At 64.0% G+C, this 24328-nt stretch carries 21 protein-coding genes; 10 read left to right on the plus strand and 11 right to left on the minus strand.

Features of this window, described 5'->3' with window-relative positions:
• Position 1: 1 nt before the first annotated feature.
• From GQA94_RS01650 to GQA94_RS01660, 3 genes are read right to left on the minus strand one after another with little or no spacing between them, the layout of a single operon-like run.
• Entirely contained in the window at positions 2–2086 is a 2085-nt protein-coding gene (locus tag GQA94_RS01650; protein WP_158186428.1) for a TolC family protein, read from the minus strand.
• Positions 2086–3414 (minus strand): glycosyltransferase family 2 protein, encoded by a 1329-nt coding sequence (locus GQA94_RS01655; protein ID WP_158186429.1) that lies wholly within the window; start codon positions 3412–3414, stop codon positions 2086–2088. The genes GQA94_RS01650 and GQA94_RS01655 overlap by 1 nt, the downstream gene beginning before the upstream one ends.
• Complete coding sequence (locus GQA94_RS01660; protein ID WP_158186430.1) at positions 3414–4805, minus strand: diguanylate cyclase domain-containing protein; 1392 nt, start codon at positions 4803–4805, stop codon at positions 3414–3416. Before GQA94_RS01660 ends, GQA94_RS01655 begins: the two co-directional genes overlap by 1 nt.
• 306 nt (positions 4806–5111) lie before the next feature.
• Between GQA94_RS01660 and GQA94_RS01665 the strand changes: the two genes are divergently transcribed.
• The 3 genes from GQA94_RS01665 to GQA94_RS01675 all read left to right on the plus strand — a co-directional run bounded on the left by GQA94_RS01665 (position 5112) and on the right by GQA94_RS01675 (position 7584).
• Positions 5112–6542, plus strand: coding sequence for a coniferyl aldehyde dehydrogenase (locus GQA94_RS01665; RefSeq protein WP_158186431.1), 1431 nt, complete (start codon positions 5112–5114; stop codon positions 6540–6542).
• Positions 6543–6711: 169 nt separating this feature from the next.
• The gene (gene coaD / locus GQA94_RS01670; RefSeq protein WP_158186432.1) at positions 6712–7194 is read left to right on the plus strand and encodes a pantetheine-phosphate adenylyltransferase; all 483 of its coding nucleotides are present in this window, start codon (positions 6712–6714) and stop codon (positions 7192–7194) included.
• 138 nt (positions 7195–7332) lie between these two features.
• A complete protein-coding gene (locus GQA94_RS01675) occupies positions 7333–7584 on the plus strand; it encodes a YfhL family 4Fe-4S dicluster ferredoxin (protein ID WP_025243441.1) in 252 nt (83 codons plus the stop codon).
• A gap of 242 nt (positions 7585–7826) precedes the next feature.
• On the opposite strand, the gene GQA94_RS01680 is transcribed toward GQA94_RS01675, so the two are convergent.
• From GQA94_RS01680 to GQA94_RS01690, 3 genes are all read right to left on the minus strand, one after another.
• Positions 7827–8168 (minus strand): multidrug transporter, encoded by a 342-nt coding sequence (locus GQA94_RS01680; protein ID WP_158186433.1) that lies wholly within the window; start codon positions 8166–8168, stop codon positions 7827–7829.
• Positions 8169–8281: 113 nt separating this feature from the next.
• Positions 8282–9094, minus strand: coding sequence for a bifunctional DNA-formamidopyrimidine glycosylase/DNA-(apurinic or apyrimidinic site) lyase (gene mutM / locus GQA94_RS01685; RefSeq protein WP_158186434.1), 813 nt, complete (start codon positions 9092–9094; stop codon positions 8282–8284).
• A gap of 56 nt (positions 9095–9150) precedes the next feature.
• The gene (locus GQA94_RS01690) at positions 9151–10014 is read right to left on the minus strand and encodes an HDOD domain-containing protein (RefSeq protein WP_158186435.1); all 864 of its coding nucleotides are present in this window, start codon (positions 10012–10014) and stop codon (positions 9151–9153) included.
• A gap of 128 nt (positions 10015–10142) precedes the next feature.
• Between GQA94_RS01690 and GQA94_RS01695 the strand changes: the two genes are divergently transcribed.
• The 3 genes from GQA94_RS01695 (at position 10143) to ilvD (ending at position 14150) form a co-directional block, all read left to right on the plus strand.
• Positions 10143–10682, plus strand: coding sequence for a type 1 glutamine amidotransferase domain-containing protein (locus GQA94_RS01695; RefSeq protein WP_158186436.1), 540 nt, complete (start codon positions 10143–10145; stop codon positions 10680–10682).
• A 93-nt stretch (positions 10683–10775) separates the two neighbouring features.
• Complete coding sequence (locus GQA94_RS01700; protein WP_158186437.1) at positions 10776–11972, plus strand: class I SAM-dependent rRNA methyltransferase; 1197 nt, start codon at positions 10776–10778, stop codon at positions 11970–11972.
• Positions 11973–12311: 339 nt separating this feature from the next.
• Entirely contained in the window at positions 12312–14150 is a 1839-nt protein-coding gene (gene ilvD, locus GQA94_RS01705) for a dihydroxy-acid dehydratase (RefSeq protein WP_158186438.1), read from the plus strand.
• A gap of 57 nt (positions 14151–14207) precedes the next feature.
• Here ilvD and GQA94_RS01710 read toward each other — a convergent pair whose 3' ends face one another.
• On the minus strand, positions 14208–15947 hold the full coding sequence (locus GQA94_RS01710) for a DUF4153 domain-containing protein (protein ID WP_158186439.1): 1740 nt from the start codon (positions 15945–15947) through the stop codon (positions 14208–14210).
• 329 nt (positions 15948–16276) lie between these two features.
• Between GQA94_RS01710 and GQA94_RS01715 the strand changes: the two genes are divergently transcribed.
• A complete protein-coding gene (locus GQA94_RS01715) occupies positions 16277–17668 on the plus strand; it encodes a uracil-xanthine permease family protein (RefSeq protein ID WP_158186440.1) in 1392 nt (463 codons plus the stop codon).
• A 13-nt stretch (positions 17669–17681) separates the two neighbouring features.
• On the opposite strand, the gene GQA94_RS01720 is transcribed toward GQA94_RS01715, so the two are convergent.
• Positions 17682–18785 (minus strand): NAD(P)/FAD-dependent oxidoreductase, encoded by a 1104-nt coding sequence (locus tag GQA94_RS01720; protein WP_158186441.1) that lies wholly within the window; start codon positions 18783–18785, stop codon positions 17682–17684.
• A gap of 120 nt (positions 18786–18905) precedes the next feature.
• Between GQA94_RS01720 and GQA94_RS01725 the strand changes: the two genes are divergently transcribed.
• Positions 18906–19361 (plus strand): metallophosphoesterase family protein, encoded by a 456-nt coding sequence (locus GQA94_RS01725; RefSeq protein WP_158186442.1) that lies wholly within the window; start codon positions 18906–18908, stop codon positions 19359–19361.
• Positions 19362–19364: 3 nt separating this feature from the next.
• Here the strand turns inward: GQA94_RS01725 and GQA94_RS01730 are convergent, their stop codons facing one another.
• Both GQA94_RS01730 and GQA94_RS01735 read right to left on the minus strand, forming a co-directional pair.
• A complete protein-coding gene (locus GQA94_RS01730; protein ID WP_158186443.1) occupies positions 19365–20012 on the minus strand; it encodes a YitT family protein in 648 nt (215 codons plus the stop codon).
• A gap of 91 nt (positions 20013–20103) precedes the next feature.
• Complete coding sequence (locus GQA94_RS01735) at positions 20104–20619, minus strand: dihydrofolate reductase (RefSeq protein ID WP_158186444.1); 516 nt, start codon at positions 20617–20619, stop codon at positions 20104–20106.
• Positions 20620–20770: 151 nt separating this feature from the next.
• Here GQA94_RS01735 and GQA94_RS01740 point away from each other — a divergent pair, with 151 nt between their 5' ends.
• Positions 20771–21886: a glycerophosphodiester phosphodiesterase gene (locus tag GQA94_RS01740; RefSeq protein WP_158186445.1), complete on the plus strand. Its 1116-nt coding sequence runs from the start codon at positions 20771–20773 to the stop codon at positions 21884–21886.
• A gap of 175 nt (positions 21887–22061) precedes the next feature.
• Entirely contained in the window at positions 22062–23036 is a 975-nt protein-coding gene (locus GQA94_RS01745) for a Bug family tripartite tricarboxylate transporter substrate binding protein (protein ID WP_158186446.1), read from the plus strand.
• A gap of 60 nt (positions 23037–23096) precedes the next feature.
• On the opposite strand, the gene GQA94_RS01750 is transcribed toward GQA94_RS01745, so the two are convergent.
• A complete protein-coding gene (locus GQA94_RS01750; protein ID WP_158186447.1) occupies positions 23097–24290 on the minus strand; it encodes a CaiB/BaiF CoA transferase family protein in 1194 nt (397 codons plus the stop codon).
• Positions 24291–24328: the final 38 nt, after the last annotated feature.

Below are 24328 nucleotides of genomic sequence, written 5' to 3' on the forward strand. Positions count from 1 at the left end.
CTCAATGGGGGTAGTAGGACCAGTCCTGCCAGTCGATTCCGGTGATGGAGGCTGCGTGCAGCCGCTGCCGCCAGCGCGCTTCCTGCGCGTGCAGTTGCGCGCGCGACTGGCCGCTCCAGGTTTGCTCCGCGGGCAGCTGTGGCTCCACGCTCTGCGCGAGGCGAAACGACAGGCCCGGCCAGCGCCGCGCGATGCCTTGCGCCAGCTCGGCGCTGCGTTCGGGATTGCGGGTGTAGATCATCAGACTGATCTGCCGTACGCCGCGCTGATCGAGGCGACATGGCACGCAGTACTCACCGGGGCGTGGCGCGGCGAACCAGCGATGATGGCTCGATATTTCCACCGGCCAGTGGCTGGCCTGCGCGACCTCGGCCAGCGTGTCCATCCAGTCCTGCAACCGGGCCGTCGGCACTGGCCAGCCAAGCTGTTCGACCTCCAGATCCAGGTGCAAGGCGCTGAACGGCAGGAGGGCCAGCGTGGCCAGCACGTCGATGAGCCCCTGACGGCGAGCCGGCAAAAGCCAATCGGGATCGCCCAGCAGCAATGCCACCTCGAGCCCCTGCGAGCGCGCTTCGCTGAGCGTGACCTGCAACTGGTCCTTCAAGCGATCCGGTGCGGCAAGTTGCGCCGCGCTGAGTCCCAGATAGATGCGCTGCATGCCGGCCTGCACCAGCGAGGCCAATTCATCGGCGCGGCTGTTAGCGTCCAACAGCCGGCGGCTGTCCCAGACGTATGTTCCCCGCCGCCAACGATCCGGCTGCATGAGCGCCACAGGCGCGTCGTTGGTCGCCCATTCGCGCCAGTCGAGCTGCACCGGACCGAGCATGGCCGGATGCACTTCGCTGTCGTCCAGGAACAACTGCAGCGCGGCCTGCCGCAGCCACAGGCCATGCCAAGCGGCGATCAGCCGAAGCTCCGAATACGCCTGGTCGAGGGCCGCGCTCATGGCACCCGCGTAGGCCTGATCGACACTGTTTTCCAGGCGTAACCTTTGCTCCCGTACGGCCAACGCGGCGGCGTCCCGCTGCTGGCGCGCCTCCAGCAACTCATCAGCCGCGTGCCGATGCGCACCCAACGCCTGGCCGATCGCCTGCACCAGCAGATCGCGCTCGGCCTGCAACTGCGCCATGGCGGCCTGATGACGCGCCTCGCGCTCATCACCCCGCGCCTTGCCGTACGCCAAGGGATCGAACGGCGCCGACAGACTGATGCTGGCCACCAGCCCACTGCCCGGTTTGCTGCCACCGTTACGGTCTTCGTAGCTCTGCGCGACGCTGAAACTCGAATCGATGCCCGTGTACCAGGGCGTGTGCCGACTCTGCTCGGCGAGCCGGAGCTGCTCACGTCGCGCATCGAGGCGTGGGTGCGCCTCCAATCCATTGAGCCAGGCGCTCAACGGCTGCGCCGTCGTTGCCAGCGTTTCCGGCACGGCCTGGAGCGGCGCCTCGACCGGTTGACCGCTCGACACGCTCAGCTGATACCGGGTTTCTTCAAGCACCTGTCCACTTTCGGAACAGCGGCGCTGCAGGGCTTGCCAGCGACCATCGAGCAGGCGGGCCTCGGAGGCGAGCAGCCAACCTCCACGAACCCGCTCCGCCAACTGGTCGCGCGACCGTTGCACGCTGTCTGCATGTCCCTCACACCAACGCGACTCCTGTTGTGCCCGCCACCAGTCCGCGTAAGCGCTTCGCAACGCCAGGCGTTGCTGTGCGCGATAAAGAGAACGTCGGGCTTGCTGCTGTTGCCGCTCGCTCTCGACGACCTTCACCGCATCCAGCTGCCGGTGCAGGCTGCCCAGCAGCGGATGGCGCAGGCCCAGCGCCAAGTCTCTGCCCTGGTAATCGTCTCGCACGTCTTCGGTGACGAGTTCACGATAACGGCCCGCTCCAGCCGACGCGAACCACTGCCAGCCGGCCTCGGCTTCACGCTGCTGCCTGAGCGAATCGAGCGCGGTCAATTCGGCATCGACCGCGCGTACCACGGGCGCAGCCTCGACCGTGTCGAGCAAGCGAGAAAGTGGAAGCGACTCAGCATGGCTGGCAGAGGCCATCCACATCATGGCCAGGAAGGTGCACGAACGCCGCATCAGAACCTCTTCGCCTTGCGCAGCACCCACCAGGGCGCCATAGCCGTCTCTTCATGGCCACGCCGCACCATCTCGTTGAGAATCGCCACAGCGCTCCAGCACCGCAGGACGAACATGAACAGCGGGAACAGCGGCACCGCCCATAGCAGCCATGAATCTTCGCGGGGGCGCTCGGAAACCATGGCCAGCAACGCGAGGTAACCCAGCAGGGTATTGGCCAGGTAGACCAGATAAACCAGCAAGGCGAGCACCAGGAAGGTGGACAGCTGCAGCGTGAACAACCCCACGAGGAAGTAGCCGACAATGATGAAGGGCAACACCAGCTGAAAGAAAAACCCGCTGACCAGCACTGCCAGGAAATTCGGCCAACCCAGCAGCCGCGGCGTGAAGCTGTGACGGTGCTTGCGCGCGTAGAGAAAGAAAAGATCGCCATCCCAGCGCAAGCGCTGCAGCAGAAACTGACGGAACGTCGCCGGCGCATCGGTGTGTCCGATGGCGCGGGGCTCGAAGGGAATGCGCAGCGGTCGGCGCCCGAAATAGTTTTTGATCCGCAGGGTGATATCCAGGTCTTCTGCGGTATGCGTATCCCAGCCGCCGATCTTCAGCAGAAAACTGCGGCGGAACGCCCCGAACGCGCCGGACACATTGTTCACCACGTTCCATTCGCTGAGGCCGATCTTGGCCATCTGGATCGACAGCAGATATTCCAGCGCCTGCATCGCCGTGGTCAACGACACGCGACTGTTGCGCACCCGCAGGCTGCCGGCGACCGCTGGCACGGCCGGGTCCTGGAAATGCCTGACGATGTTCACGACCATGTCGTTATCGAACGAGGTGTCTCCATCCAGTGCCATGACGATGTCACCGGTGCTGTACTCGAGCCCGGCGTTGAGCGAAGAGACCCGTCCGCCACGCTGCCATTTTGCGATGGGCCGCAGGTAGCGGCGCGGGTACAGCTGCGTATCGACGCGAAAATCCCGTACGGCCTGCATCGTCGCGTGGTTCGCCGCGGCGCCATCCACCACGGGAATCAGCTCGATTTCGCCACGGTACGTCTGCTCGCACAGGCTGAGCAATGTCGTCTGCACGTCGCGGCCTTCGCTATAGCAGGTGATCACGCAACTGACGCGAGGTTGATAGCCGTTGCCTTCCGGCAGCACGAACGGCTTGCGCACAAACCAGCGCAGGACGCCGACCAGCACCAGCAGGTTGAGCGGCACTTCCAGCAGCAGAAACGCCGGAAACAGCATGACCAGCAGATAACCAAGTCCCTGCGGCTTGTCGATCTCGCCGAGAATGCCAAGCCATTGCAACCAGAAGCCTTCCATCAGACCAGGGCTCCGTTCAGGCGCGCCAGCAACAGGGCCGCATCCTCCTGTTCGAGCAGATCGCCTGGCGCAGTGAACCCCGCGTGACGCAATTGCAGGCGCCCGATTTGCCCTTGCACCAATTGTTCCGCACCCTGGGCCAATCGTTTGCGCACCACATCGAGCCCCATCGCATCGGTATGCGGCATCATGATCCAGAGAACTTCCTCGCTGACCCGGCTGCAGCGATCGGTGTCACGTACGGCCTCCTGGAGGCGCTCGACCAGACCGTCTATCAGCGCATGGCCACGTAATTCGCCCAGTTCGCTGACGGTCGCGGTGAGATTGACGAAGCGCAAGCCCAGCATGGAAAACGCAGGCGCCTTGTAGCGCCGCACCAATTGCAACTGCCAATTGAGCAGCTCGTGGAAGGATTTCGGGCTCAGCAGGTTGAGCCGACCGAACTGGTCGTGATGGGTGACGGTGGTGCTGTATCCCTGGCGACACCGCAAGCGACCGGACTCCGCCAGCCTATAGTTGCGCACCTCCCGTACCCGCAGTTTGTCCGGCTCGTGAGAACGACCGCAATCCAGGCAGCGCGCCTCGATATCCGCATCGACGAAGAATGCCTGGCAACCGCGGCAGCGGTAGTTCTCCAGCGGCCGATCGTAATCGCTACCAATGTGGCGCAAGCGGGACAGGCAGTTCGGGCAGAGCAGCAAGCCGTCCTTGAGGAAATGCTCCTGCGCGCCGACATGGCCGCAGGTGAAGCAGTGCAACGAGGGCTGGCGGGCAATGTCCAGGGTTTCGCATTCAGGACAGACGTCGACGTAGTTCAGCCGGCCAGAGCCGCAGCCGATGCACAACCGCACGCGATCAAGCAACTCGCCCTCCTCAAGCCAACCCTGCTGCACCATGAGTTGCAGCCAGGCGAACGCATTGGGCGTTTCGTCATCTTCCAGCGCTTCGAGGACCGGGTACCGGTAATGCTGTGCCGTGTTGGCATCGCGTACCGCCTGCAGGCCTCCGCGTGGACGCAGCCATAGCCAGGCGAGGACCCGGCTCTCGAAGCGATCTGGCGCAGCGCCCTGGTTGAACAGGGCGCTGCGTTCCTGCCACAACCGCCACAGCGGCGTGAGCGCCTCAAGGTCGGCAAGCGGCGCGCCGTCACCCAGCGCCATGCACCAGGCATCCTGATCCTGACAGCAATAGATGAGGCAGAATCGATAGCGCTTGTTGGCTCGCAGCTCGCGCAGCCATTGGCCCGCGATCGCAGCAGGCGCGTCCAGCAACAGGACGTCGTAATCGGTGGAAGCCAGCAAGGCCGGCAAGCCATCGTACCGATCTATCTGTAAGGTGGTGCGGCCGAGATGAGTGCCACCCAATACGGCGACCCGAGGCAAGACAGGCATGATGCGAAGACACTCGATAAAGTGATATCAATTGGACATCATTCTAATCTCAGCCCCTGCCGGATGCCATTATTTCGTCATCACCGCGAATGCCACTCGTCAGAAGCCTCGAACGTCAATTGAATGACAGTGCGGTTACAGTCCGATAACAGCCCACGAACGAAACGTGTCCGGTCTTCGCGAAACGGTTCATCATGGCGATGACTGCGACTGGCCGGGCGTGGCGCACCGCCTGCTCGCGCGTTGACAGACCCGGGCATCTGCTCTAAATAAATTCGGCACTTGCCTGCCCCCCGGAGCATCCTCGTGCTTGCAGATGTCGCTTTTCTGAACCAGCCAGACCTCGAAATCGAGCGCCTCCAACCGCTGCTCGACCGCCAGCGTAGCGCCTTCCAGGCCGATCCCAGCCCGACCGAAGAGGACCGCCAGCAAGCGCTGGAGGCGCTGCACGATCTGTTGGCCAGTCATCAGCAAGCGCTCATGGAAGCCATCAGCGAAGATTTCGGCAACCGCTCGGCAGACGAGACACGCCTCGCCGAAATCATGCCCAGCCTGCATGGCATTCGGTACGCCAAACGCCGCCTGCGGCAATGGATGAAGCCGTCGCGGCGCAGCGTGGGTATTGCTTTCCAACCCGCCAGCGCCAAAGTGATCTACCAGCCACTCGGAGTGGTCGGCATCATCGTTCCGTGGAACTATCCGCTGTACCTGGCCATCGGCCCGCTGATCGGCGCACTGGCGGCCGGCAACCGGGTCATGCTGAAGATGAGCGAGTCCACTCCCGCGACCGGCCGATTGCTCAAAGCCCTGCTGGCGCAGATATTCCCGGAGGATCAAGTCGCGGTGGTGCTCGGCGAAGCGGACGTGGGGATCGCCTTTTCGAAGTTGCCGTTCGACCACCTTCTGTTCACCGGCAGTACCTGCGTCGGTCGGCAGGTAATGCGCGCTGCGGCGCAGAACCTGACGCCGGTAACCCTCGAACTGGGGGGCAAGTCGCCGGTCATCGTTTCACGTAACGTACCGTTGGATGACGCGGCGCAGCGCATCGCGTTCGGCAAGTCACTCAACGCCGGCCAGACCTGCGTCGCACCGGACTACGTACTGATGCCGCGCGATCGTGTGGAGGGCTTCGTCGAGGCCTATCGCCAGGCGGTGCGACGCTTCTACCCGCAGCTGGCGGACAACCCGGACTACACCAGCATCGTCAACCGGCGCCAGCACGCTCGCCTGCAAGGTTACCTGGACGATGCCCAAGCCAAGGGCGCGCGCCTGCTGCCGCTGTTCGAACAGGGCCAGGAGCGCCGCATGCCGCACTGCCTGCTGCTCGATGTGAACGACGACATGGACGTGATGAAGCACGAGATCTTCGGCCCGTTGCTGCCCATCGTGCCCTACGACGACATCGACCACGCCCTCGCCTATATCAATGCGCGCCCGCGCCCGTTGGCGCTTTACTACTTCGGCTACGACAGGGCCGAGCAGCGCGAAGTGCTGCGCCGCACCCACTCTGGCGGTGTCTGCCTCAACGACACGTTGCTTCATGTCGCCCAGGACGACCTTCCCTTTGGCGGCGTCGGGCCTTCGGGCATGGGCCACTACCATGGCCATGAGGGATTTCTCACGTTCAGCAAGGCCAAAGGTGTATTCATCAAGCAACGCATCAATGCCGCCCGGATGATCTATCCCCCTTATGGCAAGCTATGGCAGAAGCTGATCTACAAGCTGTTCGTGCGTTGAAGCCCTGTTGGCGACACCTGAAACGCTGCGCGCCCCGCAGCGCTGGCCAGCCCGCCAGGCACTTGGAAAGGGGCCGGCCAGTCGCGCGATGGGGTAGCGCTTTGATGCTTTACGCTGCCGTTACCGAGCCGCTACCATCCACCCCCCACGCCTGCGTCAGGACGCCGCAATGAATCGAGTGTTGTATCCGGGAACCTTCGATCCGATCACCATGGGCCACACCGACCTGGTCGAGCGCGCCTCACGCCTGTTCGATGAAGTGATCATTGCGGTCGCTGCCAGCCCTAACAAGAATCCGCTGTTTCCGCTTGAACAGCGCGTGGCGCTGGCCCAGGAAGTGACTGCGCACCTGCCCAACGTCAAAGTGCTGGGCTTCTCCACGCTGCTGGCGCACTTCGTCATCGAGCAGAAGGCCAACGTCCTGCTACGGGGCCTGCGTGCGGTGTCGGACTTCGAATACGAATTCCAGTTGGCCAACATGAATCGGCAACTGGCGCCAGACGTCGAAAGCCTGTTTCTGACCCCGTCGGAGAAATTCTCCTACATTTCCTCGACGCTGGTACGTGAGATCGCCCGACTCGACGGCGATGTCACCAAGTTCGTTCATCCTTCGGTGATGAAGGCGCTGGCCGAGCGCTTCGCCTCACGCTAACGCGTCCGAACACGCGCCTGGCGTGCATTGCCGACAGAGGGCGAGCACTGCCGCGTGCACCCGGCGAGCGGATGCGGCAAAATTGGCGCGTCGTTTTCTACCTGTGCTGCGGTCAATGCCGCAGCTGGAGCTAGCTGGATGTCCCTGATCATTACCGATGACTGCATCAACTGCGATGTGTGCGAGCCCGAGTGCCCGAACAGCGCGATTTCCCAAGGTGAGGAAATCTACGTCATCGATCCCAACCTCTGCACCGAATGCGTCGGCCACTATGACGAGCCCCAGTGCCAGCAAGTCTGTCCGGTGGACTGCATCCCGCTCGATGAAAGCAACGTCGAGAGCAAGGACGAGCTGATGCAGAAATACCTGATCATCACCGGCAAGGCCTGAATAAACGACGCCAGGCGGCATCCCGCCCGGTTCCCCACAAAGCTCGCTGCAACCGAGACCGCCGTTCGGCAGGCCTGCTTCAAGATCGTCGCGCAGAATCGATCGCACCTGCCGGGAGCGACGGACGCCTGCGCGAGCAGCTATACGATTGAACCTGAAACAGCGAAACGAGGGTCAGGCACCGGCCGCGCCCGGCAGGCAGGCCCCTCGGCGCAGGGCCGCTGCCCTCTCCCTGCGGACGATCAGTCCTGGCGGTTATAGCCGACGCGGGTGCAACCCAGGCAACGAGCGAACGCCGCCGCGCCAGGCTCGACCACCAACGCCTGGCCGGTTTCCTTGATACCGCCGCCCATGGCGCTGAACGGCAGGCTGACGACGAACAGGCCGGCACCGATTGCCGTCGCGGCGATCAGCAACGGACGGGCGATCAGCAGATCGCCGACGATGGAAAACGCCTTGGGTGCCTCGACGGTGTACATCGGGTCGCCGCTGGCATTCTGCTGCACCGATTGCGCCTGGGCCGGCATCGCCAGCAGACCGGTGGAGAGGGCCAAGACAACAGCAGTGGAGCGAAACAGTTTCATGGTGTGGTCCTTCAGCTGGGCGAAACGAGGCAGACGATTGTTGTGGCGGTCACTATAGCAGCGGCCGACCGTTGTTGATCGTGAACGCCGTCAATGCCTGCGCAGCGATCGCATCAACGCTGGCACCGTCGGCAGAACACGCTGGCGCGCTGACCCAGGCGAATTTCGCGCAATGTCGCACCGCAGCTCTTGCACAGATCGCCGCCGCGACCATAGACGAACAATTCCTGCTGAAAGTAGCCAGGCTTGCCGTCGCCCCCGACGAAGTCGCGCAGCGTCGTCCCGCCGCGCTCGATGGCGTAGGCGAGAATCCGCTTGATCTCGACGGCAAGCTTCAGATAGCGCGCCCGCGATACTGTGCCGGCGGCCCGCCGTGGGTCGATTCCGGCGGCGAACAGCGCCTCGCTCGCATAGATATTGCCGACACCCACCACCACCGCGTTATCCATGATGAACGGTTTGACCGCCATGCTGCGCCCACGCGACATCTGGAACAGCCGGTCGCCATCGAAGGCGTCGCCGAGCGGTTCCGGGCCGAGGCTGGCGAGTAGCACATGGCTGAGCGGGGCGTCGCTCCAGAGCAGCGCACCGAAGCGGCGTGGATCGGTGTAGCGCAGCGCCATGCCGGATTCGAGCAGGATATCGACGTGCTCGTGCTTGCCCACCGGGGTATCCGCCGGCACCAGTCGAAGACTGCCCGACATGCCCAGATGGGCGATCAACGTGCCGACCTCAGCCTTGATCAGCAGGTACTTGGCGCGACGTTCGACCGCCTCGATACGCTGGCCCGACAAGCGCACGTCCAGATCGTCCGGGATCGGCCAGCGTAGCCGGCGCTCGCGCACGATCACGCGGCTGACACGCTGGCCGATCAGGTGCGGCTCGATGCCGCGACGGGTGGTTTCGACTTCGGGAAGCTCAGGCATATGGACTATCGACAATGAACCGGATGGCGACCTTAGCAGCTATCGAGTCGGCGCGGTCAGCCCACGCCCAGCTCGCGAATGCTGCCCTTGAGGTAATCGAAATCGTACCCCGAGAGGCCGACGTATTCGAGGACCTGTCGCTCCACCGCCGTCCACTCGTGGTCGTCCGGCTGAGCACCGAGTACGCGATGGCAGGCACAGATATGTTCGGCCATTTTCAGGATCGCCAGCAGCGTCTTGATCCGCGGGTCGCTCCATTCGTCGTCGAACAACGCCAGCGCATTATGGTGACCGGCGATCGCCTCGCACAAATGTTCCGGCAATTTCCAGGATCGAGCCACGAAGTAGCCGACGACCGCGTGGTTGGTATCGAACACCCGGTTCTCGATGTCGGTGAGGCGCACGGCATGGCTGACGCTGGCATACGCTTGCTCCAGCACGCCCATGTATCCGGGAAAGCGCATCAGCATCAAGGCGATGCCGCAATTGTGAAACAGCCCCAGCGTGTAGGCCTCGTCGGGCGCCGGATATCCGATGCGCTTGGCGAGGGTCAGGCTGGCCATGGCGACATCCTGCGCGGTGTCCCAGAACCGGTTCAGCGTGACGATGGCCGCGTCGGTCAGCTCACCCCGGATCGATTGTGCGTTGATCAGGTTGATCACCGAACGGCTGCCCAGCAGGTTGACCGCCTGCTGGATCGACGCGATGCGGTTGGCGAGGCCGAACCACGGCGAGTTGACCGTTTTCAGCAGCGCGCCGGAGAGACCGGGATCCTGGCCGATCAGTCGCGCGATGGCGCGCAGGTCCGGGTCGGGCGCGATCTGCTCCATCTGCAGGTCGACCATGATCTGAGGCTGGGGCGGCACGCTGATGCCCTGCAGTACGCCGCGAATCTGCTCGTCTGAAAGCTCGACTGTCATAGGTGGCCCAGCTCGACCAGTATCAATTGGCCATTACGGAAAGAGTGCGAACTTTGGCCGAGAACATGGTCGGATTTCAAGTAGCGCCAATCCCGGAATCGATGCAATCCCAACGAGGAGGATACGAAATGGCAGCGTCACTCAACGGCAAACGCGTAGCGATCCTGGTCACCGACGGCTTCGAGCAGGTCGAGCTGACCGGTCCCAAGGAGGCTCTGGAAAACAAGGGCGCCACCGTTCACATCATTTCCGCGAAGAACGGCGAGGTCACAGGGTGGAACCACACCACACCGGCCACCAAGTTTCACGTCGATGACACCTTCGACAGCATCCGCATGGAGGATTACGACGCCCTGCTGCTGCCCGGAGGGGTCGTCAATTCTGACACCATCCGCACCGATGAGATGGCCCAGGAGCTGGTGCGCGATGCCGCCCGTGAAAACAAGACGGTTGCGGTCATTTGCCACGGAGCCTGGCTGCTGATCTCCGCCGACCTGGTCAAGGGTAAACGCATGACCAGCTGGCCTTCGCTGACCGATGACCTGATGAACGCTGGCGCCGAGTGGGTCGACGAGCAGGTGGTGGTCGATGGCCATCTCATCAGCAGCCGCAAGCCTGACGACATTCCCGCCTTCAGCGAGGCGCTGATCGAGGCGCTCACGGCCTGACGGCAGGCTTCAGGCGCATGCTTTTCCCCGCGCCTGAAGCCTGTGGCGCGCCGCTCCTATACAATGCCCGCCCCCTTACCCGGAGCCGCCCCGATGACCCTGCCCAGCCTGCGCCTCAAAGCCAACGCCGATCGCCGCCTGCGCGCCGGCCATCTGTGGGTTTACAGCAACGAGGTGGACACTGCCGCCACGCCGCTGAGCGGTTTCGCCGCGGGTGACCAGGCGATTCTGGAGGCTGCGGGCGGCAAGCCGCTGGGCATCGTCGGCATTTCGCCGAACAACCTGATCTGCGCACGCCTGTTGTCGCGCGACCTCAAACACAGCCTGGACAAATCGCTGCTGGTGCATCGCATCCAGGTGGCACTGTCGCTGCGCGAGCGATTGTTCGATCAACCCTGCTACCGCCTGGTCTACGGCGACTCCGACCTGCTGCCGGGGCTGGTGGTCGATCGCTTCCATGATCATCTGGTCGTGCAACTCGCTTCGGCCACCATGGAGCGCAACAAGGACGCCGTGCTCGAAGCCCTGGTGCAGGTACTCAAGCCTCGCGGCGTGCTGTGGAAGAACGACTCCAGCGCGCGCGATGCCGAGGGCCTCGAACGCTACGTCGACACCGCGTTCGGCGTGGTACCCGAGTGGGTGGCGCTGGAAGAAAACGGTGTGAAGTTCGAGGCCCCCGTGCTGCAGGGCCAGAAGACCGGCTGGTTCTACGATCACCGGATGAACCGCGCGCGCCTGGCCCCCTACGTCAAGGGCAAGCGGGTGCTCGACCTGTTCAGCTATATCGGCGGCTGGGGCGTGCAGGCCGCGGCGTTCGGCGCCAGTGAAGTGTTCTGCGTCGACGCCTCGGCGTTCGCCCTCGATGGCGTCGAGCGCAACGCCGCCCTCAATGGCGTCGCGGAGAAAATGACCTGCGTCGAGGGCGATGCCTTCGAGGCCATCAAGGAACTGAAGAATGCCGAGGAACGCTTCGATGTGGTCATCACCGACCCACCGGCATTCATCAAACGCAAGAAGGATCTGAAAAACGGCGAGGCCGCCTATCGCCGCCTCAACGAAATGGCCATGCGCCTGCTCAACAAGGACGGCATCCTGGTCAGCGCGTCCTGCTCGATGCATCTGCCCGAGGACGATCTGCAGAATATTCTGCTCGGCAGCGCACGACACCTGGATCGCAACATCCAGTTGCTCGAACGCGGCGGCCAGGGCCCGGACCACCCGGTGCATCCAGCGATTCCCGAAACGCGCTACATCAAGAGCATCACCTGCCGGATTCTGCCCAATAGCTGACGGCAGCGCTTCGCCACGGCGTTCTGGAGCAGGTGGACGACCTCGTCCCTTCAGGCTTAGAGGGGGCGAGCGGATTCGGACGTGCCGAGCGTTCGACGCAGGCTGTTGGTCCCGAACGGCGCGGGCCGACCGCCAGCCTTTCGCGGTGCCGCGACCGCGCGTAGAATCGGGTCCATTCCTCGCCTTTATCCCCCGGCGAGCCAGTGGGCGCAGGCCGCACGAGCGTTACCCCGCCTCGATCCGGTCCCTCCGCACGCACGGTCACCTGCCGTTGCACGCGGCCCAGGTGACGCTCACCATAAGCACTACTCGACCCGCTGATTAGCCGCAGGAACCGTCATGCCCGATTACCGCTCGAAAACCTCCACGCACGGCCGCAACATGGCCGGTGCCCGTGCACTGTGGCGCGCCACCGGCATGAAGGATGAAGACTTCAAGAAGCCGATCATCGCCATCGCCAACTCGTTCACCCAGTTCGTACCCGGCCACGTTCACCTGAAGGACCTTGGCCAGCTGGTCGCCCGTGAAATCGAGAAGGCCGGCGGTGTGGCCAAGGAATTCAACACCATCGCGGTCGACGACGGCATCGCCATGGGCCACGACGGCATGCTCTATTCGCTGCCCTCGCGAGAGATCATCGCCGACTCGGTCGAATACATGGTCAACGCTCACTGCGCCGACGCCATCGTCTGCATCTCCAACTGCGACAAGATCACCCCCGGCATGCTGATGGCCGCCCTGCGCCTGAACATCCCGGTGGTGTTCGTCTCCGGTGGGCCGATGGAAGCCGGCAAGACCAAGCTCGCCAGCCACGGCCTCGATCTGGTCGATGCGATGGTCATCGCCGCCGATGAAAGCGCCTCCGACGAGAAGGTCGCGGAATACGAGCGCAGCGCCTGCCCGACCTGCGGCAGCTGCTCCGGCATGTTCACCGCCAACTCGATGAACTGCCTGGCCGAAGCCCTGGGCCTCGCCCTGCCCGGTAACGGCTCGACCCTGGCGACCCACAGCGATCGCGAGCAGCTGTTCCTGCGCGCCGGCCGTACCGCTGTCGAACTGTGCCAGCGCTATTACGGCGAAGGCGACGAATCGGTGCTGCCGCGCAACATCGCCAGCCGTCGCGCGTTCGAGAATGCCATGACCCTGGACATCGCCATGGGCGGCTCGACCAACACCATCCTGCACCTGCTGGCCGCGGCCCAGGAAGCCGAAGTGGACTTCGACCTGCGCGCCATCGACGCCTTGTCGCGCAAGGTGCCGCAGCTGTGCAAGGTCGCGCCGAACATCCAGAAGTACCACATGGAAGATGTGCACCGCGCCGGCGGCATCTTCTCCATCCTCGGCGAGCTGGCCCGTGGCGGCCTGCTGCACACCGACGTGCCCACCGTGCACAGCCGCAGCATGGAAGAAGCCATCGCCCAGTGGGATATCACCCAGACCCGGGACGAGGCCGTGCACACCTTCTTCAGGGCCGGCCCGGCCGGTATCCCGACGCAGACGGCCTTCAGCCAGTCGACCCGTTGGGACAGCCTGGACCTGGATCGCGCCGAAGGCTGCATTCGCAGCGTCGAGCACGCCTATTCACAGGAAGGTGGCCTCGCCGTGCTCTACGGCAACATCGCGCTGGACGGCTGCGTCGTGAAGACCGCCGGGGTCGACGAATCGATTCTGGTCTTCGAAGGCACGGCGAAGATTTTCGAAAGTCAGGACAGCGCCGTGAAAGGCATCCTCAACGACGAAGTGAAGGCGGGCGACATCGTCATCATCCGTTACGAGGGCCCGAAAGGCGGGCCGGGCATGCAGGAAATGCTTTACCCGACCTCGTACCTGAAATCCAAGGGACTCGGCAAGGCCTGCGCCCTGCTGACCGACGGTCGCTTCTCCGGCGGCACCTCAGGCCTGTCCATCGGCCATGCCTCCCCGGAAGCCGCCGCAGGCGGGGCCATCGGCCTGGTGCGCGATGGCGACAAGGTGCTGATCGACATCCCCAACCGCAGCATCCAGTTGCAGGTCAGTGATGAAGAGCTCTCCCACCGCCGCATCGAGCAGGACAAGAAAGGCTGGAAACCCGCCGCCCCGCGCGCGCGCAAGGTGACCACCGCGCTCAAGGCCTACGCCCTGCTCGCCACCAGCGCCGACAAGGGCGCGGTGCGTAACAAGGCGATGCTCGAAGACTGATCGGGCGATGCAGAAGAGGCCCGAGCTCGCTTCGGCCTCTTCTGCCAGGTGCAGCCTTTACTCGGTCATGACCGGCTCCAGACGCACACCGTCGATCTCAAGGGCCTGGTAGCGTGGCGCGATGAGCTCAAAGGCTCCGCTACCCAGCCGTTCGGCAATGACGTTCTTCTCGGGACTCCCGTCAGGCATCCGCAAATGCCCCAGATGGCGCCATTGCTCCGCGCGACGTCCAAACACCGAAATGGCCCTTGGCCGCACCCCTCTAAGCAGAAGCACTTCCGGCTGGCCGTCAGCATCCAGATCGACCGCAAACAGCGCACAGTCATCCGTCGCGTCGCAATGATGCGCACCGATCGCCCGGGCCAGCGACCCATCGTCGTCGTCCAGCGATTCACCCAACCAGGGCAGCGCGGGCAATGTCTCGGTTTCCGCTGGCGCGCTCGTCCAGGCCCAATAGCTATCCGTCCCCTCGAGCCGTTGCAACGCTGCTTTCAGGTATTCCCGCCGTGTTTCATCCAGATCAGCTTGCTCGACACGCTGGCGGAGTTGCTCCAGATAACGCCTCCCCGGCTCTCCGAGTTTGAAGCGCAGGGCCGCCAGATCGGTTCGTTCCACCGGCACCGAGTGATCGAGCAGCCGCTGGTACTGATTCACCGCACTCAGTTGCAGCGGACTGAGTGCCGGCACATACATCACCACCAGCAGGCATGCGCTCAGAAGCGCCAATGGCGGATTACTCCGCGTGAGCCCGCTTAACCAACCAGGGCCGCGACGGAGCACCGCCGTCAGCAACGCCAGCCCATGCAGCAGCGCCATCAGCGCCAGCAGGGCCGCGAGTATGCGGTCCGGTGTCAGCCCGTACTGGTCGATGCGCAACCACAGCGCATGAATCGCCAGCGCCACGAGCACCAGCAAGCCTATCGAGCTGATATCGACCAGCAGGCGTAGTGGTCGCGGATAATCAGCGGTCTGTTGACCGTCCTGAGCGACCCCATTGAGCAGTGCGAGATGGGCAAACACCAGCGACAGCAGAATCGGCGTTGCATGGCGGGTCGCCCAGAGCGGCTCCAGGCCCGTGAACGGAAGGAACAGCACAAACAGCAACAGGATCACGGCCGTCATCGGCAACAGGAACCGACACATGGCCTGCAACACGTTGCGCAAGGCATCGACCACCTGAATCCGCTCCAGGCCGATGCGCAGCCCGACGGCGACGACCGTGCTGCTGGCGATCCAGATGAAACCGGAGGAAGAGAACAAGTCGATGAAATAGTCGACCCCGAGCATGCGGAACAGACCGGCCCAGAGCAAGATCAACAGCCAGAACACACCGAGCATGACCAGCGCCATGAAAAGCAGCAGGCCGTTGTTCCAGGCATGACGGTAGAGCGCGTTGTAATCGAAGCCCCCCTGATGCGCCGAGTTTCGCGCCTGGATGAAAGGCGTAAGGATGTAGGCCAGCGCCAGTTGGCTCCACAGCAGCACCGTGCCGACAGGTTCATCCAGCAGATACCAGCGTGGCTGCTCGAACTGGACCGCGAGCAACCCCGACAATGCCGTCGGCAACAGGACCGCCGCCAACAACAGCTTCCCTCGGCCCGCCTCGCGCAACTGGCCCCAAAGCATCTGCAGCTGCCATCCACCCACCACGATGAAGACGATCGAGGCCGAAAGCAGGGCCTGCCAGACCGACCCCTGCGGCCAGCGTTCGCTGGCCAGCCATAAGATCGATCCCTGCAACAGGCCCAACGCCAGGTAAATCACCAGCGCTCGCTGCTGCTCAGTCGCTCGTTGCATGGTTTCCTTCCTTGTTGCGTGACGCCACGTTGGCAGCACAGCCGTGGCGGGGTCATGGAGGCGGATGATGCTGATAGCGCTGTGCATCAACGCCAAACGGTTTGCGTCAGCAACAACATTAACCCGCTTACCCGGCGTCGTTCGTGACGCTTGGCGCAGGACTCGAACGACCCAGGAGCCGGAGGTAGTCAGGCTGCCCGTCGACCGTCGCGCCCCAGAAGACGCAGCCAGCAGACGGCTGGGTTCCGGAGCGTTCAGTCGGTCCGCATATACGGCTGTGCCCTGCCCTCCGCTGCACGTAGAATCGCGTTTTTTTCGCAAGGACGGCCATGAACGCCCCCGACACCCCCACCGCCGCCGGCACGCCGAACGATCTGGTCTACGGGCTCGATGCCCGCCCGCGTCCGTGGATCACCTTCCTCGCCGCGCTGCAGCATCTGCTGGCGATCATCGTCCCCATCGTCACGCCTGGCCTGCTGATCTGCCAGGCCATCGGCGTGTCCCCGCGTGATACCAACATCATCGTTTCCATGTCGCTGGTGATTTCCGGCATCGCCACCTTCGTGCAGTGCAAACGCTTCGGCCCGCTTGGCGCCGGACTGCTGATCGTGCAGGGCACCAGCTTCAATTTCGTCGGGCCGCTGATCGCCGGCGGCGTACTGATGGTCAAGCAGGGCACGCCGGTCGAGGCGGTGATGGCGGCCATCTTCGGCGTGGTGATCGCCGGTTCCTTCATCGAAATGGGCGTCTCTCGCGTCCTGCCATTCATCAAGCGCCTGATCACCCCGCTGGTGACTGGCATCGTGGTCCTGATGATCGGCCTGACGCTGATCAAGGTCGGCCTGATCAGCATGGGCGGCGGTTACGCGGCCATGGGCGACGGCACCTTCGCCAGCCGCGAGAACCTGCTGCTTTCCGGCGTGGTGCTGGGCGCCATCGTCGTGCTCAACCGCTTGCCTGTGGTGTGGATGCGCAGTTGCGCGATCATCATCGCGCTGGCCATCGGCTACGCGCTGGCCGCATACCTGGGACGGCTGGATTTCACCGGGATGCGCGAAGCCGAGCTGTTCGAAGTGCCGATGCCGCTGCATTTCGGTCTCGGCTTCTCCTGGAGCCTGTTCATCCCGATGGTGGTGATCTATCTCGTCACCTCACTGGAAGCCATCGGTGATATCACGGCGACCAGCAAGCTGTCGCGCCAGCCCGTCGAAGGCCCGCTGTGGATGCAGCGCATCAAGGGCGGGGTACTGGTCAACGGGGTCAATTCGCTGCTGGCGGGCGTGTTCAATACCTTCCCCAGTTCGGTGTTCGCCCAGAACAACGGCATCATCCAACTGACCGGGATCGCCAGCCGTTACGTTGGCCTGTGGATTGCCGTGATGCTGGTGGTGCTCGGCCTGTTCCCGGCAGTCGCTGGCGTGTTGCAGGCCGTGCCCGAGCCGGTGCTCGGCGGGGCCGCGCTGGTGATGTTCGGCGCGGTGGCAGCAGCCGGAATCAACATCCTCGCCGGCATCCACCTGGATCGTCGTGCGCTGTTGATCATCTCGGTGTCGCTGGCGCTCGGCCTGGGCTTTTCGCAGGTGCCGGAATTCCTCGAAAACCTGCCGCAGGCGCTGCGCAACGTGCTGGAATCAGGCGTGGCCACGGGCGGTATCTGCGCGCTGGTGATGAACTGGTTTCTGCCTGAATCAACGCCTGCGACAGACGAGCCAAACGCCTGATCGAGCGTTGCACTCAGGTTTCGAGGCGCTGGCTCACCTCATCGGCAATCGCCAGGGCAGCAGTCAACCCTGGCGACTCGATGCCGAACAGATTCACCAATCCGGCCATCCCATGCTGCGCCGGGCCGTCGATGCGGAAATCCGCAGCCGGTTCGCCCGGGCCGCTGATCTTCGGTCGGATACCCGTATAGGCCGGTTGTAGGGCGCCGTCCGGCAGCGACGGCCAATAGCGGCGGATGGCCGCGTAGAATCCCTCGGCGCGCGTTTCGTCGACCGGATAGTCCAACCCATCCACCCATTCCACGTCCGGGCCAAAACGGGCCTGACCACCGAGATCCAGCGTCAGGTGAACGCCCAGCCCGCCGGGTTCGGGCAGCGGATAGATCAGGTGCCGGAAGGGCGTCGCCGGCGCCAGGCTGAAATAGCTGCCCTTGGCAAAATAGCGCCGCGGCACCCACTCGGCAGGCAGCCCCCGCGTATGGGCGGCAATCACCGGCGCGTGATGCCCTGCGCAATTGATCACGGTCGTCGCGAGCAGGGTCATCGGCTCGTCGCCGCCAACCTCAACACACAATCCAGCGTCCATGACCTCGATGGATGTCACCGGCGCGCGCAATGCCAGCAGCGCACCCGCCGCCTCGGCATCGCCTTGCAGCGCCAGCATCAGCGCATGGCTGTCAACGATGCCGGTACTCGGCGACAGCAGTCCGGCAACGGCCTGGAGCGACGGCTCCAGAGTCTTTACCTGATCGCCATCGAGCCGCTGCAGATCATCGACCCCATTGGCCAGCGCATGTGCCTGCAATGCCTCGAGGCCGGCCAACTGAGACGCGTCGGTCGCGACGATGAGCTTGCCGCAGCGCCGGTACGGCACCCCGTGGCTCTCGCAGAATGCATACAGCGCATCCCGCCCGGCGACGCACAGACGCGCCTTCAGCGAGCCCTGCGGGTAATAGATACCGGCATGGATGACTTCGCTGTTGCGCGAACTGGTGCCCGTCCCGATGGCCGACTCGGCCTCCAGCAGCAGCACTTCGCGCCCTTGCAAAGCCATGGCTCGCGCAACCGCGAGCCCCACCACACCGGCTCCGATGACAACGCAATCGACCCGCTCCATCCACTCGCTCCTGCTCAGTTGGCGGCGGCCAGCCTGCCGCAATATCGAACGCCGGCCAAGTCCCCGCTGCCCTATTCTTGATCCCCGGATCTTGAGCACAGGCAAACGACTGGAGGCAACATGCGCATCGGCGTCATCTCGGATACCCACGGGCTGCTACGGCCGGAAGCTCTCCTGGCCCTCTCGGGCTGCGAACGGATCATTCACGCCGGCGATATCGGCAAACCCGCCGTGCTCGACGCCCTGCGTGAACTCGCCCCGCTGGAGGCGATTCGCGGCAATGTCGACACGGGTGATTGGGCCGTCGCGATTCCCGACCGGTTGGACCTGCAGCTGGGCGGGCTGCACATCCATGTCCTTCACGACCTCAAGGAACTGGATCGGGACCCGCGTGCAGCCGGAATCGACGTGGTGATCGCCGGACATTCGCACCAGCCGAGGATCGAAGAAGTCGATGGCGTGCTCTATCTCAACCCCGGCAGTGCCGGGCGCCGTCGTTTCAAACTTCCGATCAGCCTGGCGCTGCTGGACATTGTGGACGGCCAGCCCCGTCCGCAACTGGTCACACTGGGCTGAACCCTAGCTGACGCCCATGTAGCGGTCAGCGCGATGATTGATCGCCAGCACCAGATTCAAGGCCACCGCGCCCAGGACCGACAGCACGACCTGCTCCGGGGGCACGATGAATATCGCTGCCAGCACGATCAGCGCATCGACGCCCATCTGGAACGTTCCCGCGCGCAGGCCGAAACGCTCCTGCAAATACAATGCGAGGATATTCACCCCGCCCAGACTGGCGCGGTGGCGGAACAGCATCAGCAGCCCGATACCCATGGCGAAGCCGCCGAACAGCGCGGCGTAGTAGACGTTCAACTCGGCGAAGCGAATCCAGTGCGGTGTCAGTTCAGCCAGCAGCGATACCAGCCCCACCGCAATCACCGTGCGCAGGGTGAAACTCCAGCCCATTCGCCAGATAGCCAGCCCGTAGAATGGAATATTGATGATAAAAAACACCAGACCGAAAGGCCAACCGGCAAAGTACTTGAACAGAAAAGCCAAGCCGACCGTGCCGCCAGTCAGCAGCCCCGCATGGCTGTAAAAGGCAATACCCAGCGCGACCATGGCGGTGCCCAGCAGCAGGGCAAGCGCATCCTCCCAAAGCGGATGACGCACGAATATCGCGGCCATGGTCTCCGCCTGCGCGGCGTCCGGCGTGTCGTTATGCATGAAGGCGTCTCGTGGCGAGCGGGTTGCGAGCATAGAGCCCGGCGCCAGCAACGGTCTTGGCGCCGGTCAAGGAACGATGTAACGGTTCGGTTCAGCGCCGCTGCCAGGTCTCGAAGCGATAGGCCGGTGCCTCGCCTTCGCACGGGTGCTCCTGACTGTCGATACGCTGCCATTCAGCTTCGTCGAAGGCAGGAAAGAATGCATCGCCATCGGGTTCGGCTTCGATCCGCGTGAGGTACAGGCGCTGTGCCTGATCCAGGGCCTGGGTATAGAGCTGCGCCCCACCGATCAGCATCAGCTCCTCGACGCCATGCTCACGCGCCCACTGTTCGGCGCGTACCCGCGCGGCACCCAGGCTGGTGAAGGTTTCGGCGCCATCGAGCTGCAGGCCGGGCTGACGGCTGACCACGAGATTCAAACGGCCCGGCAGCGGCCGGCCGAGCGAGTCCCAGGTCTTGCGCCCCATGATGATCGGCTTGCCGAGCGTCATGGCCTTGAAGTGCTTGAGATCCGCCGGCAAGTGCCACGGCATTGCGTTGTCGTGCCCGATGACGCCGTTTCGCGCAACGGCGGCGATCATCGAAAGGGGAAGGGAGAATTGGCTCATGGCGGCGAGAATATCAGAGGCCCCGCAAGCCGTCAGCGGCGCCGGATTAATGTCAGTATCATCACACCGTCACATGCGATCCACCGAAGCGTCAATCGCGCGTCATCCAGGTCCGCCAGGCTGGTGGCTCCATTGATCGAGGAGAGACTCCATGGCTCGCCCTGTCCGCATCACCCTGCGTCATTGGCTTACCGCCTGCCTGTCGCTGCCAATGGCCGTCTTCGCCGCGTCCCCCCAGACGGCGCACGAGGCGAGGCTGCACGACCTGCGAAAAGAACCCAGCCCTCTGGTGATCGCCCACCGCGGCGCCAGCGGCTACGTACCGGAGCACACCCTGGGCGCTTACGCCCTGGCGATTCTGCAAGGTGCCGACTACATCGAGCCGGACCTGGTGATGACCCGCGACGGCGAGCTGGTGGCCCGCCACGACAACGAGCTCGGACTGACCACCGATGTGTCGCAGCATCCGGAATTCGCTGATCGCAAGCGCACCCAGACGGTCGATGGGGTCAGCCTGACCGGCTGGTTCAGCGAGGACTTCACCCTGGCCGAACTGAAAACCCTGCGCGCCATCGAGCGCATTCCGGACATTCGCCCCGGCAACGCCCGCCTCGACCGCAGCCTGGAAATTCCGACCCTGCAGGAAATCATCGATCTGGTGAAAACCCTGCAGCTGAGCGAACGCAGGCGCATCGGTCTGTACCCCGAAACCAAGCATCCTACCCACTTCCAGACACTCGGCCTGGACATGGAGCAGCCGCTGGTGCGCATCCTTCACCGCAACGGCTACGCGGGCCGCCACGCGCCGGTGTACATCCAGTCGTTCGAAGTGGAAAACCTCAAGACCCTCAGCCGCCTGACTCAGCTGCGCCTGGTGCAGCTGTTCGGCGGCGGCCAGCCGTACGATCAGCAGGTGCGCGGCAGCGACCTGACCTATGCACAAATGGCGACCGCTGCAGGCCTCAAGGCGATTTCGCAGTACGCGGTCGGCGTCGGCCCGGAAAAGAGCTACATCATTCCACGCGATGCCAACGGTAACCTCGGCCAGCCCACCGACTTCGTGCCGAACGCACACGCCGCAGGGCTCAAAGTGCACCCCTACACCTTCCGCGCCGAAAACGCTTTCCTGCCCAGCAACCTGCGCAAGGGCGATTCACCCGCCGATCGCGGCGATATCGAGACCGAGATCCAGGCCTTCCTCGACGCGGGTATCGACGGGCTGTTCATCGACCAGCCGGACATCGCCGTGCGCCTGCGCGCCGAATAAGACATACGAGGCCCGGCACTGGGCGGCCGGGGCTCGTATCGGGTGATCGTGAGGCATTCGGGGTTTCGTTGACAGGGAACCCGCCTACACTTGGCCAGGTATTAGCTTTTGCGGCTGACCGCGACCGATTGCCAGCAGCCGCGGATTCCTAGAACAACCACAAAAAGGAACGAACATGAAGCCCATCGTCAAATGCCTGCTGCCCCTCCTGCTGGGCGCCACACTCCCGCTCGCTTCCCCAATCCAGGCTGCCGAATGGCCGACCGACACCGTGCGTCTCGTCGTGCCCTACGCACCGGGCGGCACCACCGACGTGCTCTCGCGCAAGGTGGCCGACCTGCTGCAGAAGGAAATCGGCACCGTGGTGGTCGAGAACCGCCCCGGCGCTGGATCGACCACCGCCACCGGCCAATTGGCGCGCGGCGGTCGTGGGGCGGACCACACCATCGCCATGGCCTCGCCCGGACATACCATCGGTCCGGTGATCTACAAGAACCTGCCCTACGATCCGGTGAAGGACTTCAAATTCATCCGCAACGTGATCGAGATTCCCAACGTCATGGTCGTCCCGGCAAACAGCCCGTACGACAGTGTCGAGGCCTTCATCGAGGCGGCGAAAACCAGGGAAATGACCTTCAGCTCGGCAGGCGTCGGCAGCTCGATCCACATGTCCGGTGAGCTGTTCAAGGCCATGACCGGCACCCGCATGACCCATGTCCCCTTCCGCGGCAGTGGCGAGGCCCTGCCGGCGCTGCTCAGTGGCGACGTGGACGTGTCGTTCGAAAACATGCCGGCGGTGCTCTCGCACATCCAGTCCGGCAAGCTCCGCGCGCTCGCGGTCACCTCCGCCGAGCCGTCGCCTTATCTACCGGGCGTCGAGCCGCTGTCGAAACTTGGCGCCGAGCTGGGCCTCGGTGATTTCGTCACCACCGCCTGGTTCGGCCTGGTGGCCGATGACAGCATGTCCGACGAGGCTGTTCGGACACTCCAGGGCGCGCTGGACAAAGTCATGGAGGACCCGAGTTTCAAGGATTTCGTCGCGCAGATTGGCGGTGAGCCCGCGAGCCAGGAAGGCGACGCCTTTCGTGACTATGTGGCGCAGGATGTCGAGCGCTGGAATCGGGTAGCCGGGCAGGCGCAACTGGAGTGAGTGGCGCCGGTCGCCGAAAACCCGCCCCGCTCACCAAGGGCCTGCCGGGGCATTGAGCCGTCAGCGAATCGCGCCGGCCTGTCGCAGCGCCGCCAGGTCGGCATCGCTCTTGCCGAGCACACGCTTTAGAACACCGTCGGTGTGCTGCCCGTGCAACGGCGGCGCCTTGGGCGCAACGGTCGGCGTGCGCGACAAACGCAGCGGGCTGCGCACCATACGCACTTCTCCAGCGACAGGATGCTCGGCGCTGACCACAAGATCGCGGTAGCGGGCGGTCTGCGAGTCGAACGCCTGCGCCACGTCCTTCACTTCACCGACCGGTATCCCCTGCGCGCGCAGCGCCGCGATCAACGCCTCGTTGTTCCAGCCGGCGAACGCCTCCTGCAACAGAGGCAGCAGCACCTCGCGGTGCCCGGTGCGCCCTTTGTTCTCGGTGAAGCGTGGGTCGGCGTACAGCTCCGGTCGCTTCAGCACGTCCAGGCACAGGCGTCGGTACTGTTCGTCATTGCCCACCGCCAGCGCGATGCTGCCATCGGCCGTATTGAACAGCTGATACGGGACGATGCTGGCGTGGGCGTTGCCGTAGCGCTGTGGCACCTTGCCGGTGTTGAGGTAGCCGGAGGCGACATTGGCGAGAAAGTGCAGCGCACTGTCGGACAAGGCGATATCCACCGACTGTCCCAGACCCGATTTTTCGCGCTCGTACAGCGCGGCGAGGATGCCCTGCACCGCATTCATGCCGGTGACCAGATCGATGAACGCAACCCCCAGGCGCATGGGCTCGCCGTCCTTCTCGCCGGTAATCGACATGAAACCGCTCTCGGCCTGAATGATGAAATCGTAGCCCGGACGGTTCTCCAACGGGTTGTCACGACCGTAGCCGGTGATCGAGCAGTGGATCAACCGTGGGTTCACCGCTGACAGCGCCGCATAGTCCAGCCCGAGGCGCTTCAGGCTCGCCGGTAGAAAATTCTCCACCACGACATCGGCCTGCGCCGCCAGGTCGAGGATCAGTTGGCGGCCTTCCGGCTTGCGCAGGTCCACCGCCAGGCTCTGCTTGCTGCGATTGGCGCTGAGGTAGTAGGTCGAAATACCCGCCTTGGCCGGCGGCATCCAGCTGCGAGTGTCGTCACCCCCCTCAGGGCTTTCGATCTTCCAGACTTCAGCGCCGAGATCGGCCAGTGCCATGGTCGACCACGGCCCCGCCAGGATGCGCGTCAAATCCAGTACCTTGATGCCTTGCAGAACGGCCACCGGCGCCTCCTTGTTTGAAATGATCCGCATCGGGGAGT

It is taken from the genome of Stutzerimonas stutzeri (assembly GCF_009789555.1).
In the GTDB taxonomy this organism is placed as follows: domain Bacteria; phylum Pseudomonadota; class Gammaproteobacteria; order Pseudomonadales; family Pseudomonadaceae; genus Stutzerimonas; species Stutzerimonas stutzeri_R.